Here is a 13,734-nt window from a genome sequence, read left to right as displayed (position 1 = left end):
TCAATGCACGATCTTCACGCACATCGGCGTGCCGATTTCGATAAACCGTCCGGTGTCGGCCAGCCGCCCCGTGGCCGCGTCGCGCGCGAAAATCGAGATACGGTCGGCGTTCTGGTTGGCCGAGAAGAGATGGCGACCTGAGGGCGTCAGTGCCAGATTGCGCGGCGTAGCGCCCCCACATGGCGCATAGTCGACGAGCGCAAGCGTGCCCGTCTGCTGGTCGACAGAAAACACCACGACACTGTCATGGCCGCGGTTGGAGCCATAGAGATAGCGGCCGTCGGGCGAGATCTGGATGTCGGCGCAATGATTGCCGTCGCCCGCCGCGGCCGGCACGGCCGGCTTCGTGTCGATCACGGTGAGCCTGCCTGACGCTTCGTCCAGCGCAAGCGAGACGACCGTCGAATCCAGTTCGTTCATGACGAACACGAGGCGCCCACCCGGATGCAACGCCACGTGACGTGGCCCGGCGCCGGGCGCAAGCGCCGACTCCGCCAGTCTGGTCAGGCCGCCGTCGGGCCCGATGCGGTACGCGACAAGCCGATCGATGCCGAGATCGGCGACGATCGCCACGCCACCGGCAATCGTCTCGGTGACGCTGTGGGCATGGGGACGTTCCTGACGAGCTGCGTCGGGACCAGTTCCGCTATGGGCGACGCTCGACAACGGCGCAGTCAGGCCGCCATCGTCGCGCAGCCCGTAAACCACGACTGAGCGATCAGGGCCGCCTTCGCCCATGCAGTAATTGGCGACCAGAAGCTTCGTCCCGTCGCGCGTGAGGTTGTTGTGCGCCGTGATGCTGCCAAGCGTCGGCTGCTTGTTGATGTAGGAAAGCGCGGCGGTTTGCCTGTCGAAGCGGTAGGCCGAGACCACGCCTTCGCGCCAGGTGAACACTTCGGAGTTGGCATAGACATGGGAGCCGTCCGGCGTCACCGACAGGAAGGTCGGATTGTCGATGTCACCCGTCTCATTCAGTTTCCTCGTCTCCAGGGTCTCTTCGTCGAAGCTATAGACGGCGAGCCCGACGCCGCGCGCGCCCTGAAAATAAGGCGCCTCGCGGTTGAGGCTGCCGACGAAGACCAGACAGGCGTCCTGCATCGAAATCCCCTTGTTCCGCCAGCATCCAGCCGCAGCGGATCGCGGCAAATTTCGCCTGCTCACGCTTGAAACACAATCCCATATGTGAAAATATTATTCACCAAAGAAGATTGAACGTGAGGGACCGACTGTGCAACCCAAGGGTGAAGGAGAGCTCGTGCTTTATTGCGAGCACCTGCAGACGGTGAAGTGCCGGAATCCGGCCGATTTCGCCGGCAAGACGGAGAGATAGGCGATGGCTGCCCTTGCCGAATTGCCGCTGACTGGGCTCGTCGTCGTCGACATGAGCCAGTTCCTGTCCGGGCCCTACTGCTCGCTGCGACTGCTCGACCTCGGCGCCCGCGTCATCAAGATCGAGCGCCCGGATGGCGGTGACCTGTCGCGCCGGCTCTATCTCAGCGACACCGAGATCGGCGGCGATTCCACCATCTTCCACGCCATCAACCGGGCCAAGGAAAGCTTTGCCATCGACCTCAAGGACAAGGCCGATTTGGCGTCGCTGCGCGGCCTGCTGGCCAAGGCCGACGCGCTGATCCAGAATTTCCGGCCCGGCGTCATCGAGCGCCTTGGTCTCGACTACGAGGCGGTGCGCAAGATCAATCCGCGCCTGGTCTATGCCTCGATCAGCGGCTATGGCGAGGAAGGCCCCTGGGTCAAGCGCCCTGGGCAGGATCTGCTGGCGCAGGCGCGTTCCGGCGTGATGTGGCTGAACGGCGACGAGGACCAGGGTCCGGTGCCGTTCGGCCTGGCGATTGCCGACATGCTGGCGGGCGCCGCCGCCGCGCAAGGCATCCTTGCCGCACTGGTGCGACGCGGCGTAACCGGCACCGGCAGCCATGTCGAGACCAGCCTGCTCGAAGCGCTGGTCGACTTCCAGTTCGAGGTGCTGACCACGCATCTCAATGACGGACGCCGCCTGCCGCGGCGATCGGCCTTCCGCAGCGCCCATGCCTATCTGTCGGCGCCTTACGGCGTCTATCCGACCAAGGACGGCTATCTGGCGATCGCCATGACGCCGATCCCGAAGCTGGCCGACCTTTTGCAGCTCGAACAGCTTGCGCCCTATCGCGATCAGCCGTCGACCTGGTTCACCGCCCGCGACGAGATCAAGGCGATCATCGCGCAAAAAATCGCGACGAAAACCGTCGACGAATGGCTTGCCACCCTCGAGCCCGCCGACATCTGGTGCGCCAAGGTGCTGACTTGGCCGGAAATGATGGCCAGCGAAGGTTTTCAGGTGCTCGACATGCTGCAGACGGTGACGCGCGAGGATGACGTCTCGATCCTCACCACGCGTTCGCCGCTGAGGGTCGATGGCGTCCGCGCCAAGGTAGAGCGGGCGGCGCCACGCATCGGCGAGCACAGCGCAAAGATCCGCGAGGAGTACGGGCTGTGAGCGACGTGACGCTCAAAGGCATGACCTGGAGCCATCCGCGCGGCTACGACCCGATGGTCGCCTGTTCGGGACTGTGGAAGCAGGAGACCGGCGTCACCATCGAATGGGACAAGCGCTCGCTGCAGGATTTCGAATCGTTTCCGATCGAGGGCCTGGCCCGTGCCTACGATTTGATAGTCATCGATCATCCGCATGTCGGCCAGATCACCGCCGAGACTTGTTTGGCGCCGCTCGACGTTATGGGGCGTGAAGCGGAACGCGCGGCATTGGCGGCAGCCAGCGTCGGCCAGTCCTATCCGAGTTACAACTGGCAAGGCCGGCAGTGGGCGTTTCCGATCGATACGGCCAGCCAGGTGCAGGCGTGGCGACCTGACATGCTTTCCGCCGCGCCGGCGAACTGGGCCGAGGTGCTCGATCTGGCGCGGCAAGGCCGCGTGCTGCTGCCGCTGAGGCCGCCGCATTCGCTGATGGTGTTCTACACGCTTGCCGGCAATCTCGGCCGGCCCGCCGTCGAAGAGCCTGGCGACCACGTCAATCCTGACATGGGCAGCCGCGTTTTCGAGATGATGCGCGAGATCGCGGCGCTCATCGACCCCGCCGGCCTTGGCATGGACCCGATCGACGTCCTGGAGGAGATGGCCAGCTCCGGCACGCGGATCGCCTGCGCGCCGCTGATCTATGGCTATGTCTCCTATGCCATTGCCGGATTCCGCAGCAGCCGTCTTGCCTTCGCCGACATTCCGTCTGCCGGCAATGCCGGTCCGGTCGGGTCGACGCTCGGCGGAACCGGCATTGCCGTGTCGGCCTTTTCGCAGGCCAAGCACGCGGCCATCGACTTTGCCTACTGGATCGCCAGCGGCGAGGTGCAGCGCGGCCCCTATGCTTCGGCCGGCGGCCAGCCCGGCCATGCCGCAGCCTGGGACGATGCCGCCGTAAACGCAGCCGCCGGCAATTTCCACAAGGACACCCGCGCCACGCTCGAGAGGGCCTGGGTCAGGCCACGCCACGATGGCTATATGACCTTCCAGCAGGCCGCCTCCGATCGCATCAATCTCGGCCTGACCGAGAGGCACGGTGCCGACCGCGTCGTCGCCGATCTCAATCGCCTGTTTGTGAAGAGTTTCCGGCACCCGGCGCTGAGCTGAGGCAGAGTTCGCTCACTTCTCTAGAAATTCCACAGCCGCTTCGCATTGGTGGCGAGCAGCTTTTGCCGTTCATCGATGCTTGCACCGCCGAGCAGCGCGTGCGTCGCCGCAATCCAGGTGGCTAGTCCGCCGCCTAGCGTGCAGACCGGCCAGTCGCTGCCCCACACGACGCGGTCCCAGCCAAAGCATTGGATGGTGTGCTCGACATAGGAACGCAGAGTTTCGACAGCCCAGGATCCAGCGTCCGCATAGGCGACCACACCGGAAATTTTGCCGACGACGTTCGGGCGCCGCGCGATCTCTGCCACATGCTCGCGCCAGGGATGCTCACCGCCGCCCTTGATGTCGGGCACGCCGCAATGGTCGAGCACGAACTGCACGTCCGGCGCGAGGTCGGCGAGTGCAATCGCCTTGGGGATCTGATGCGGCAGGACGACGAGGTCGAAGGTCAGCTTGGTGCCGGCAAGCCGCTTGATGTTTTGGCGAAACAGTGCGCCTTCCGAAAGCTCGTCCGGCACGACGTGGAGCACACGGCGAAAGCCCTTGACGAAAGGATCGGCGCGCTGGCGCTCGAGATAGGCGGCAAAGCCCGGCTCTTCGGGACGGCAGGAGGCTATTGCCCCGCGCAGTAAACTGTCCTTCTGTTCCGACAGCGCCTTTACGTGACTGGTCTCAGCCTCGATGTCGGCCGGATCGACATCGACTTCCATATGCAACGCGCCCTCTATGCCGGCGCGGCGAGCCTGGACTGCATATTCGTCCAGGGAAAAATCGCGGTTCAGCGCCGGCACGCCGGAGAGCCAGGGATAGCGCAGCGCCGACTGGTCGATCAGGTGCAGATGGGTATCGAAGATCATGACGGCGCTCCTCCTTCGGCGTTTCAAAATCATCTCACGCAGAAATTGTTCATTCAGATAAGAATGAGTTCGCCTGCGTGGCCGATGCTCCAGCCAGCTGCGACAGCTTTTCGGTCGCTGCCAGCAACAGTTCTATCGTCCTCGTAATTTCGGGCGCCTCGGGTGCGTTGATCAGAGTTATGTAGGGGATCGACAGCGCGGCGATCGCCCTGCCGTCCGAGCCAAGCACAGGTGCCGACAGGTTGAATACACCGGCGGTCTGCATCGATGCCATCATTTCATAGCCGCGTTGCCGGATCTGGTCGAGGCGAGCGAAGAAGTCCGGCGATTGAGGCGGCTTGTGGGTGCTGCGCAGATGCTCAGAGATCATCATCCGCCGCTCTTCCGGCGAGTGGAACGCCAGCAGCACATGTCCGGAGCCGGTGTCGAACAGGCTGACATGCGCGCCGACCCGTATCGAGATGCCCCAATAGTCCGGCGCCTCCTGCTGGGCGATCACCACGGCAGAACCGCGGTCGAAGACGACAAGCTGGTTTGACTGCTGCGAGGTCTCGGCAAGTTCCCGCATCAGCGGCGTCGCATAGGAAACCAGCCGCCGCACCGGCGCGTGCAGTTGCGCCAGGCCAAACAGCTTGAGCGTCAGCGAGTAGCGATCGCCATCCAGCCGGGTGACGTAGCCGCGCCGCACCAGCCGATCCAGCATGCGGTAGAATTCGTTGGGGCTGCGGTCGAGCTTTTTCGCGATTTCCGCCTGCGTCAGGCCGCCATCGACGCCGGCCAGCAGCTCGAGAATGTCGAGCCCCTTGTCGAGCGCCGGCGCGCGATAACGGTCCTCGTCCTCCTCCTCCGCCATAGTCACTCCTCGTGGTCAGCATCCCTTGGGACCACCAGCTTGGCGATTGTGTAAATTATTTGTTTGTATGTAAATAGTGGCCAAAGATCACCGCAAGGCGGAAGCATCGCGCAATTGCAACCTGAAGTAGGAGCCGGACATGCAGCGGATGGGAATGGTGCTTGGCCTCAAGCCGGAAAAGGTCGACGAATATGTGCGGCTTCACGCAGCCGTCTGGCCCGACGTGCTGGCGATGATTTCCGCCTGCAACATCAAAAACTATTCGATCTATCTCAAGGAGCCGGAGCACCTCTTGTTCAGCACTTTCGAATATCACGGCGCCGACTATGCCGCCGACATGGCCAAGATGGCCGCCGATCCCAGGACGCAGGAATGGTGGGCGCTGTGCATGCCCTGCCAGGAGCCGCTGCCGACCCGCAAGGAGGGCGAATGGTGGGCATCGATGGACGAAGTCTTCCATCATGACTGATGGCGTTTTCGACCCAGCCTCGCTCTCCCAGTCCTGGGCGAAGCCGTCGAACCCCAGGCCGATTGTGATTTTCGGCGCCGGGTCGATCGTCGGCGATGCGCATTTCCCGGCCTATGGGAAAGCCGGCTTCCCGGTCGCCGGGGTTTTCGATCCCGACCATGCAAAGGCGGAAAGACTGGCGCAGAAATGGGGTGTCACCACTTACCGGTCGGTCGAGGAGGCCGCGGCGACCAGGGACGTCGTCTTCGACCTGGCGACGCCGCCGGCTCGTCATGCCGGCGTGCTCAGGGCGTTGCCCGACGGTGCAGTGGCGCTGATCCAGAAGCCGATGGGCAGTGATCTCACCGAGGCGACCGAGATCCTCGAAATCTGCCGCTCCAAAAAATTGAAGGCCGCAGTGAATTTCCAGCTCCGCTTCGCGCCGATGATGCTGGCGCTTGAGGATGCGATCGCCAAGGGCTGGCTCGGCGACGTGGTCGATTTCGACGCATGGCTGGCGCTTGCCACTCCCTGGCAACTGTGGGAGTTCCTGCTGAAGGCGCCGCGCGTCGAGATCGCCATGCATTCGATCCACTATCTCGACCTGATCCGGCAATTGCTCGGCGATCCCAGGGGCGTTCACGCCAAGACGCTCGGCGATCCCAATCACAAGGTTGCGCAAACGCGCACCAGCGCGATCCTCGACTATGGCGATACCGTGCGCTGCGCGCTGTCGATCAATCACGACCACAAATTTGGCCGAAAACACCAGGCCTGCGAGTTCCGCATCTGCGGCACCGCGGGAGCCGCCTATCTCAAACTCGGGCTTAATCTCGACTATCCGCGCGGCGAGCCTGACATCCTGGAAATCCATCCGAAGGGCGGCTCCGGCTGGATTACGGTGCCGCTCGTCGGTGAATGGTTTCCGGACGCCTTTGTCGGCCGCATGGCCAATGTCCAGCGCTACGCATCAGGCGAGGATGCCGAACTTGTCAGTTCCGTCGAGGACGCCTGGAACACCATGGCACTGGTTGAAGCCGCCTACCAATCGAGCGCGGCACCGGCAACACCGATTGCAGCGAGGCCCTGACATGGAGCAGACGATCTACTTTGAAGACTACCAGATTGGCGCGTCGCGCATGACCAGCGGGCGCACCATCACCGAGACCGACTTCGTCGTGCATGCCGGCCATACTGGCGATTTCTTTCCCCACCACATGGACGCCGAGTTCATGAAGACGACGCCGTTCGGCCAGCGCATCGCCCACGGCACGCTGGTCTTTTCGGTCGGCGTCGGACTGACGGCAAGCATCATCAACCCGGTCGCCTTCTCCTATGGCTATGACAGATTGCGCTTCATCAAGCCGGTGTTCATCGGCGATACGATCAAGACCCGCACCACCATCTCGGCCAAGGAAGACGACCCGAAGCGGCCGGAGTCAGGTCGGGTCATCGAGCGCTGCGAGGTGATCAACCAGCATGGCGACGTGGTCCTGGTGGCCGACCACATCTACATCGTCGAACGCCGCGACAGGCCCAGTAGCGCTTAAGGGCTCCAGCGATCCGGTCCGCCGATTGATGGCCGCTCCCGGCGGACGGTTCATCAAAGGGGAAAGCGCGCACGCGAGGGCCGCTTCGGTTACTTGCTCGTCGGGGCCACCGGGGTTTCGGAACCTCGCCTGGGTCGGCGGATGGCTCTCACCTTGCCGCTGTTTCCACCGCCGCAGAAAAACTGATCGCCACCATCGGACTCGAGCCCCGACACGCCGTTTCCACGCGGCATATCGAGCTGCTCCAGGACCTTTCCGGTTTCAGGATCTATCCGCCTGACATCGCTCTCGTCACCTTCCCAGGTGCCGTGCCAGAGTTCGCCGTCGATCCAGGTGACCCCTGTGACGATACGGTTGGAATCGATTGTGCGAAGAACTGCGCCTGTCTGAGGGTCGATCTGATGGATCTTGCGACCGCGATTCTGCCCCACCCACAGTGAGCCTTCGGCCCAGGCGAGCCCGGAGTCGCCGCCGCCACCTGGCGCCGGAATCGTGGCGAGCACCCGGCCAGTGTCGGGATCGATCTTCTGAATCCGATCTTCGGCGATCTGGAACAGGTGCTGGCCGTCGAAGGCCGTTCCTGCGTGCGCGGCGACATCGATCGCGCGCACCACCTTGCCGCTCGCAGGATCCAGAGCGTTCAGTCTGTCTCCTGACGCAAACCAGACGTGCTGACCGTCGAAGGTAACCCCAGCCACCTGGTCGACACCCGGAAAGGGTCCATATTCGCGGAGGACTTCGGCTGCAGATCGCTTCATACTTCTATCCTAATAGCCCGACAGTGAACCGGGGAGTAACAAGATTGTCGGGAATCCCGGCACGGGCGGGGTCACCCAGCGACGCGCTCGCCCGCGGCCGAACGACTGCACCTTGCCTGCTGCCGCAAGCTGCTCGAGCGAGCGCTGCACGGTGCGCGAGCTGGCTCCGAGCGCAATTGCGAGCGCCGAGCTCGACCACGACTCGCCGTCGGCGAGGAAGGCGAGCACCGCTGCATGCGGCTCGTCGGCGGGCGGCGCCAGCACCACGACATCGCTTGGGCGGCGCGGCTTAAGCGCAAAGCCTCGCTTGGTCGCGCTCACATCCGCCAGTGACCGCAACTCCACCCGAAGCCGACCGACTTCGACCCGTAACCGGGCGCGATGCGACTCATCGGCGTGCTTGCCGCCGAAGGCGCGGGCGACGAGCGTGCTCCTCGGCACGTCTGCGGGCCAGGCTTCGGCCAGCGTGCGCGCAAGCGCGAACAGGACCGGGCGTGTCGCCAGCGAGACGATCGTGCCGGCGTCCCGCACGACATTGCGGCAGGCGTCGACGACGAGCGCCCCCGACGCCAGCAGCGCTTCGACCTCCTCGAGCAGGAGCGGGCGCTCCTCACCACGCGCGATCAGGCGCGCCGCGGGCGTGTTCATCACCAGGGATGCGCCTTCAACCTCGGCCGTCAGCGCGGGAATGTCCGCCTCGCGCGCGGCGTGCTCGGCCCGCCCGAGCGCAGCGCGCGCCGCCTTGGTGCGGAGGCGGCGTATCGCGATCCCCGCAATCACCAGCTCGTGGGCGGCCCTCGACGCGGGTGGGAGCGTTGTCGGGTCGAAGCCGGCGAGCCTGCCCTCGGCCTCATCGAGGCGTCCGATCAGGAGCAGGCGCCGAGCTTCGAGATTGCGCGCATGCGCGGCATTGACGTGGTCGCCGTGTTTTTCAAGCGTCGACCGCGCGGCGTCGAGTGCCTTCGCCGGCCAGCCGAGGTCGCGCGAGACAAGCGCGATCTCGGCTTCGGCGACGACGCACCTCGCGCGGGCCACTGCCTCTTTCGGACCGAAGGCGCGCGCAGCACTTTTGAGGAGAGCCTTTGCGCGAACGAGATCGCCGAGCTGCGCCATCGCGATACCGCGCAGCGCAAGCGCAGGCGCATCGTCACGCAGGGCGACCCGCTTCAATGCGCCGAGGGGATCACCCGTTGCGAGGGCGCGCGCCGCAGCGGTGATCAGCGAGTCCATCGGAATCCCGTCACACTTGTAACTCTCACCATTCGAAATCCGGTCCTAATCTATCTCAGGACCAACAACCAGCGCGCCGTAAGAAGAAGGTGCAACGAGGCAGGACATAGAGGACAGAACATAGAGGAGAAGAACGATGCCGACACACAGGACCGGGACACGTGAGGAGTGGCTGGCAGCGCGGATTGATCTGCTCATGGCAGAGAAGGAGCTCACGCGACAAAGCGACGAGGTGGCGCGGCGGCGGCAGGAATTGCCTTGGGTTCGGATCGACAAGGATTACCGATTCGAGACCGACCAAGGCAGCGCTTCACTGGCAGACCTTTTCAGGGGACGCTCGCAACTCCTCGTCTACCACTTCATGTTCGGGCCCGATTACGCGGCGGGCTGTCCGGCCTGCTCAGCGATCGCGGATGGATTCGACGGCTTCGTCGTCCACCTGGCCAACCACGACGTCATGCTTTCGGCGGTATCGCGGGCACCGCTCGCGAAGCTGCAGGCGTACAAGCGGCGGATGGGATGGACGGTCCCCTGGGCCTCCTCACACGGCAGCGACTTCAATTTCGACTTCGACGTTTCGTTCACCGAGGAGCAGCAGCGCGAGGAAGGCATCGAATACAACTATGTCCGCGAGGCGCCTCTCGCCAAGATACCCTCGCGTACGACTGCCGACGGCTCCGAGACATTCGCTGCAATGAGCGGAACAGACATGGCAACGTACACGCGCGAGAGGCCAGGCATGAGCGCATTCGTGCTCGAGGACGGCGTCGTCTACCACGCCTATTCCACCTATGCGCGCGGACTGGACAGCCTCTGGGGCATGTATCAGTGGCTCGACCGCGCGCCTCTAGGGCGTAACGAGACGGGCGTCTGGTGGCGCCGCCACGACGAGTACGGCCAGGGCTGACGTTCGATGACACTTCACTCCAACCACACGCAGAAGATGCCGCCCGCAGGCGGATCTGCCGATTTCCCAAGCGACAATATCGCCGCCCGCGGTGCGGCCGATTGGCTATCCCTGGCAGCAGCGCCAACCTTCGCAATGATGGCGCTGCTGACGGCCGTCACCGGTGATGCGGACATGATCTGCTCGGCGGCGCAAGATGCGTCGCCGCTGAGCGGAATGGCGATGATGTACTTGCTGATGAGCGCCTTCCATGCGGCGCCTTGGCTGAAGCTGGTCGCCGGCCGACGAAGCGTTGCCCGCCGGTCGTGATCCGGCGTTCAAACGCCAATTCCGAGCTAGTTCCGCGACACAGGTTGGGCCGATCAGCAGGGAACGTCCACAGCCCCTTCATGAGCGAATCTCAATGGCAGATCGCAAACGTTGGAGATTGGCCGAAACACCCTCCACTTCGTCATCCTAGGGCAGCAAGGAGCGAAGCGACGCGGCGCAGACCCTAGGATGACGAAGGCATGGCGGCGGCGTAGGGCTAAGCGCAAACCCTCTAGGCAGAGAGGGTTCAGCCCATAAATTACAGAACTCCGCCGGACATGCTGGCCTCGCCTGCATGACGCATCATGCGGCGAAAACTCATCGAGATATGAGCTCGCCTTATGTGCCCGATCGACTCCCAGTCGCCGATCTCGGCGGCGGCAAGCACCTCTTCCATTTCGCGGCGGAACGCAGTGAACTCCTCGACAAGGCCCAACTGCGGCATCATCTTCAGGACGACGCGCGCGACCTGAAAATACAGACGCTCGCTGATCTCGCGCAGCGGCTGGTTGCCGGTCATCGCGGTGAGCTCGTAGAAAAAGTCCATGTTGAGGCGCAGGAAAGCGCGCTGGTCGGGATTGAGCACATCGGAATCGCAGCGCGCGATCAGTGCCCTTATCCGGTCGAGGTCGTCCGCCGTGCGCGGGATCGGCGAAAGCTTGCCGACGAGGAGCGCCAGCTCCAGGCGCAAGTGATAGACCTGCTGCAATTCCTCGATGTCGACATCGGTGACGATCGTGCCGACACCATGGACGGATTGAACCAGACCCTCGGATTCGAGCCGCGCCAGGACACGGCGAACCGGCGTGCGGCTGATCTGGAATTCCTGGGCAAGCTCTTCCTCGGAGAGATGGCTGCCCGGCGCGTAATCGAGCAGGCAGATGCGGTCGCGCAATATCCGGTAGATACGCTCGAACCGCTCCCGCGCCGAGAGCGGGCGCGGCGGCGCGGCGGTCGCGGCCGCGGGCATGGCATCCGTCTCCAGCGTCATCCAGCCTCCAGGACAGCGTGCAGGAACTGCCGCGTCCGCTCGTTCTTGGGGGCGCCGAACAACTCGTTTGGCGGCCCCTGCTCGCAGATCTTGCCGGCATGGAAGAAGCAGACGCGATCGGAGAATTCCTTGGCAAATCCCATCTGGTGGGTGACCATCAGCATGGTGAGGTCATGTTCCCTGCCGAGTTTTCGGATGACTTCAAGCACTTCTCCGACGAGTTCGGGATCGAGTGCCGATGTCACCTCATCGAACAGCATGATCTTGGGCCGCATGGCGCAAGCGCGGGCGATGGCGACACGCTGCTGCTGGCCGCCGGAAAGCTGCGAGGGATAGTGGTCCTTCTTCTCGGACAGGCCGACCATGTCGAGCAGCTCGGCCGCACGCGCCTCGGCATCGGCCCGCTTCATGCCGAGCACGGTTATCGGGGCCTCGATGCAGTTCTGCATCGCCGTCATGTGCGGGAACAGGTTGAACGACTGGAACACCATGCCGATCTTGGCGCGGATCTTGCGGATGTGCGCGAGGTCGGCGGGAACAAGCTTGCCGTTCCTCTCCATGTGGGTCAGCGGCTCGCCTTCGACCCAGATGACGCCGTCATTGATCGTCTCCAGCGTCATCAGCATACGCAGCACCGTAGTCTTGCCGGAGCCGGACGGCCCAATGATGGAGACCTTTTCGCCGCGTGCTATGTCCAGATTGAGCCCGTCGAGAACGGTCAGCGCGCCGTAGCGTTTCGAAACATTGTCGAAGCGGACCATCGGTTGTTTCGTCATCGCATGGTCCTCCGGTTGAGCAGGCCTTCGAGGGAGCGAATGAGCGCGGCCGAAACCAGGCTCATGGCAAGGAAGAACAGGCCGACCAGCGTCATCGGCTCAGTGTAGCGGAAGGTTTCGGAGCCGATGATCTTGGCCGTCTGCATCAGCTCCAGCACGGCGATTGCGGAAAGCAATGGCGTCTCCTTGAACAACGCAACCAGATAGTTGCCGAGCGCCGGAACGATCGGCGGGATCGCCTGCGGAATGATGATGTCGCGGAACGTCGTCCAGGCTGACAGATTGAGCGCGACCGAAGCTTCCCACTGGCCGCGATGAATGTTGTCGAAGCCGGCGCGATAGACCTCGGAACAATAGGCAGCGTAGTGGATGCCGATGGCAAGCACCCCGGCGGTGAAGGCGTCGAGCACGACGCCGAATTTCGGAAAGACGAAATAGAGAAAGAATATCTGGATCAGCAGCGGGGTCGACCGGATCAGTTCGACCAGCACCGAAATCGTCCAGCCGGTCCACGGCACGGCGATGCGGACGACCGCCAGCACCAGGCCAAGCGAGGCGGCAAGCGCAAAGCCGATCAGCGTCGCCTCGATGGAAACGATGGCGGCGCTGGCAAGCACCGGCAGGATTTCAAAAGCAAATGCCCAGTCCCAGATCATGCTGCCTTCCCCCGCGCCAATCCGAGCGAAGCCCGCCTTTCGAGAAGCCGCATGCCGATGGTCACAACCAGCGACATGGCCAGGTACATCAGCAGGACGAGAGTGAAGATCGGAATGGTCTTGAACGTGTTCTGGTTCATCTGCTGCGCCTTGAAGGCGAGGTCCGAGAGCGTGATCAGCGAGACCAGCGCTGTCGACTTCAAGAGCTCAATGAACAGATTGCCCCAAGGCGGGATCATGGCGACGAAAGCCTGCGGCAGGATGATCCGGCGCAACATCTGGGGACGGCTCATGTTCAATGCGGTAGACGCCTCCCACTGTCCGCGGGTGACGGACTGGATCGCACCGCGCACGACTTCCGATCCGTAAGCACCAACGTTCAGGCCGAGGGCCAGGACAGCAACCAGAAATGCGTTGAGCGTGACACCGAATTGCGGCAGCACGAAAAACAGCCAAAACAATTGCACCAGCGCCGAGGTGCCGCGGAAGATCTCGACATAGACCGTGGCCAGCCATCTGAGCGGCGCCGGGCCATACATCCTTGCCAGCGCCGCCAGCACGCCCATGACGATTGCCAGCAGGCTGCCGAGGATAGCGATCTCGATCGTCAGGACCGCGCCTTGCAGCAGCCCCGGCATAAACACTTGGTAAGATTCCTGTGTCGCCAAGGCACCGATCACGACAAGCGCGACGACCAGCATGGCAACGAGCGTACGAATTCCCATGCGGATTCCCCCAGGAAAAAGGGGCGGCGCTTTCG

General features: G+C 63.5%; 16 protein-coding genes and 1 pseudogene. 8 read left to right on the top strand and 9 right to left on the bottom strand.

All coding sequences use genetic code 11. The annotated features are described in order from the left end of the window. On the bottom strand, positions 1-1,098 hold the full coding sequence (locus AC0L16_RS14760; RefSeq protein ID WP_473621576.1) for a lactonase family protein: 1,098 nt from the start codon (positions 1,096-1,098) through the stop codon (positions 1-3). A gap of 139 nt (positions 1,099-1,237) precedes the next feature. On the opposite strand from AC0L16_RS14760, the pseudogene AC0L16_RS14755 reads away from it, so the two are divergent. The 3 genes and pseudogenes from AC0L16_RS14755 to AC0L16_RS14745 form a co-directional block, all read left to right on the top strand. After that, positions 1,238-1,330 (top strand): annotated as a pseudogene (locus AC0L16_RS14755) (amine oxidase); the annotation flags it as partial. A 3-nt stretch (positions 1,331-1,333) separates the two neighbouring features. Beyond that, positions 1,334-2,494 (top strand): CaiB/BaiF CoA transferase family protein, encoded by a 1,161-nt coding sequence (locus AC0L16_RS14750; RefSeq protein ID WP_473621575.1) that lies wholly within the window; start codon positions 1,334-1,336, stop codon positions 2,492-2,494. Between the two features lie 20 nt (positions 2,495-2,514). Continuing rightward, the gene (locus tag AC0L16_RS14745) at positions 2,515-3,639 is read left to right on the top strand and encodes an extracellular solute-binding protein (RefSeq protein ID WP_473621626.1); all 1,125 of its coding nucleotides are present in this window, start codon (positions 2,515-2,517) and stop codon (positions 3,637-3,639) included. Positions 3,640-3,659: 20 nt separating this feature from the next. Here the strand turns inward: AC0L16_RS14745 and AC0L16_RS14740 are convergent, their stop codons facing one another. Both AC0L16_RS14740 and AC0L16_RS14735 read right to left on the bottom strand, forming a co-directional pair. Further along, positions 3,660-4,496: an amidohydrolase family protein gene (locus tag AC0L16_RS14740; protein WP_473621574.1), complete on the bottom strand. Its 837-nt coding sequence runs from the start codon at positions 4,494-4,496 to the stop codon at positions 3,660-3,662. Positions 4,497-4,545: 49 nt separating this feature from the next. Further along, the gene (locus AC0L16_RS14735; RefSeq protein ID WP_473621573.1) at positions 4,546-5,349 is read right to left on the bottom strand and encodes an IclR family transcriptional regulator; all 804 of its coding nucleotides are present in this window, start codon (positions 5,347-5,349) and stop codon (positions 4,546-4,548) included. 139 nt (positions 5,350-5,488) lie between these two features. Here AC0L16_RS14735 and AC0L16_RS14730 point away from each other — a divergent pair, with 139 nt between their 5' ends. The 3 genes from AC0L16_RS14730 to AC0L16_RS14720 are packed head-to-tail and all read left to right on the top strand — an operon-like array spanning position 5,489 to position 7,347. After that, positions 5,489-5,818, top strand: coding sequence for an L-rhamnose mutarotase (locus AC0L16_RS14730; RefSeq protein ID WP_473621571.1), 330 nt, complete (start codon positions 5,489-5,491; stop codon positions 5,816-5,818). Continuing rightward, positions 5,811-6,887: a Gfo/Idh/MocA family protein gene (locus tag AC0L16_RS14725; protein WP_473621570.1), complete on the top strand. Its 1,077-nt coding sequence runs from the start codon at positions 5,811-5,813 to the stop codon at positions 6,885-6,887. Before AC0L16_RS14730 ends, AC0L16_RS14725 begins: the two co-directional genes overlap by 8 nt. Position 6,888: 1 nt before the next feature. Then, positions 6,889-7,347, top strand: a complete 459-nt coding sequence (locus tag AC0L16_RS14720) for a MaoC/PaaZ C-terminal domain-containing protein (protein WP_473621569.1) — start codon at positions 6,889-6,891, stop codon at positions 7,345-7,347. Between the two features lie 89 nt (positions 7,348-7,436). On the opposite strand, the gene AC0L16_RS14715 is transcribed toward AC0L16_RS14720, so the two are convergent. Continuing rightward, complete coding sequence (locus tag AC0L16_RS14715; protein WP_473621568.1) at positions 7,437-8,105, bottom strand: Vgb family protein; 669 nt, start codon at positions 8,103-8,105, stop codon at positions 7,437-7,439. A 9-nt stretch (positions 8,106-8,114) separates the two neighbouring features. Further along, on the bottom strand, positions 8,115-9,335 hold the full coding sequence (locus AC0L16_RS14710) for a helix-turn-helix domain-containing protein (protein WP_473621566.1): 1,221 nt from the start codon (positions 9,333-9,335) through the stop codon (positions 8,115-8,117). Positions 9,336-9,471: 136 nt separating this feature from the next. Here AC0L16_RS14710 and AC0L16_RS14705 point away from each other — a divergent pair, with 136 nt between their 5' ends. Continuing rightward, positions 9,472-10,242 (top strand): DUF899 domain-containing protein, encoded by a 771-nt coding sequence (locus AC0L16_RS14705; protein ID WP_473621565.1) that lies wholly within the window; start codon positions 9,472-9,474, stop codon positions 10,240-10,242. A 6-nt stretch (positions 10,243-10,248) separates the two neighbouring features. Further along, positions 10,249-10,551 carry a hypothetical protein gene (locus AC0L16_RS14700; protein ID WP_473621564.1) on the top strand — a complete coding sequence of 101 codons (303 nt, stop codon included), beginning with the start codon at positions 10,249-10,251 and terminating at the stop codon, positions 10,549-10,551. A gap of 259 nt (positions 10,552-10,810) precedes the next feature. On the opposite strand, the gene AC0L16_RS14695 is transcribed toward AC0L16_RS14700, so the two are convergent. The 4 genes from AC0L16_RS14695 to ehuC are packed head-to-tail and all read right to left on the bottom strand — an operon-like array spanning position 10,811 to position 13,699. Beyond that, positions 10,811-11,542: a GntR family transcriptional regulator gene (locus tag AC0L16_RS14695; RefSeq protein WP_473621562.1), complete on the bottom strand. Its 732-nt coding sequence runs from the start codon at positions 11,540-11,542 to the stop codon at positions 10,811-10,813. Continuing rightward, positions 11,539-12,318: an ectoine/hydroxyectoine ABC transporter ATP-binding protein EhuA gene (gene ehuA, locus AC0L16_RS14690; RefSeq protein ID WP_473621561.1), complete on the bottom strand. Its 780-nt coding sequence runs from the start codon at positions 12,316-12,318 to the stop codon at positions 11,539-11,541. The genes AC0L16_RS14695 and ehuA overlap by 4 nt, the downstream gene beginning before the upstream one ends. Further along, positions 12,315-12,974, bottom strand: a complete 660-nt coding sequence (gene ehuD / locus AC0L16_RS14685; protein WP_023800464.1) for an ectoine/hydroxyectoine ABC transporter permease subunit EhuD — start codon at positions 12,972-12,974, stop codon at positions 12,315-12,317. Before ehuD ends, ehuA begins: the two co-directional genes overlap by 4 nt. Next, complete coding sequence (gene ehuC, locus AC0L16_RS14680; RefSeq protein ID WP_473621560.1) at positions 12,971-13,699, bottom strand: ectoine/hydroxyectoine ABC transporter permease subunit EhuC; 729 nt, start codon at positions 13,697-13,699, stop codon at positions 12,971-12,973. Before ehuC ends, ehuD begins: the two co-directional genes overlap by 4 nt. Positions 13,700-13,734: the final 35 nt, after the last annotated feature.

It is taken from the genome of Mesorhizobium sp. WSM4848 (genome assembly GCF_055811375.1).
The sequence above is the reverse complement of the archived record's forward strand: the minus strand, read 5'-3'. Positions and strand labels throughout refer to the sequence as shown.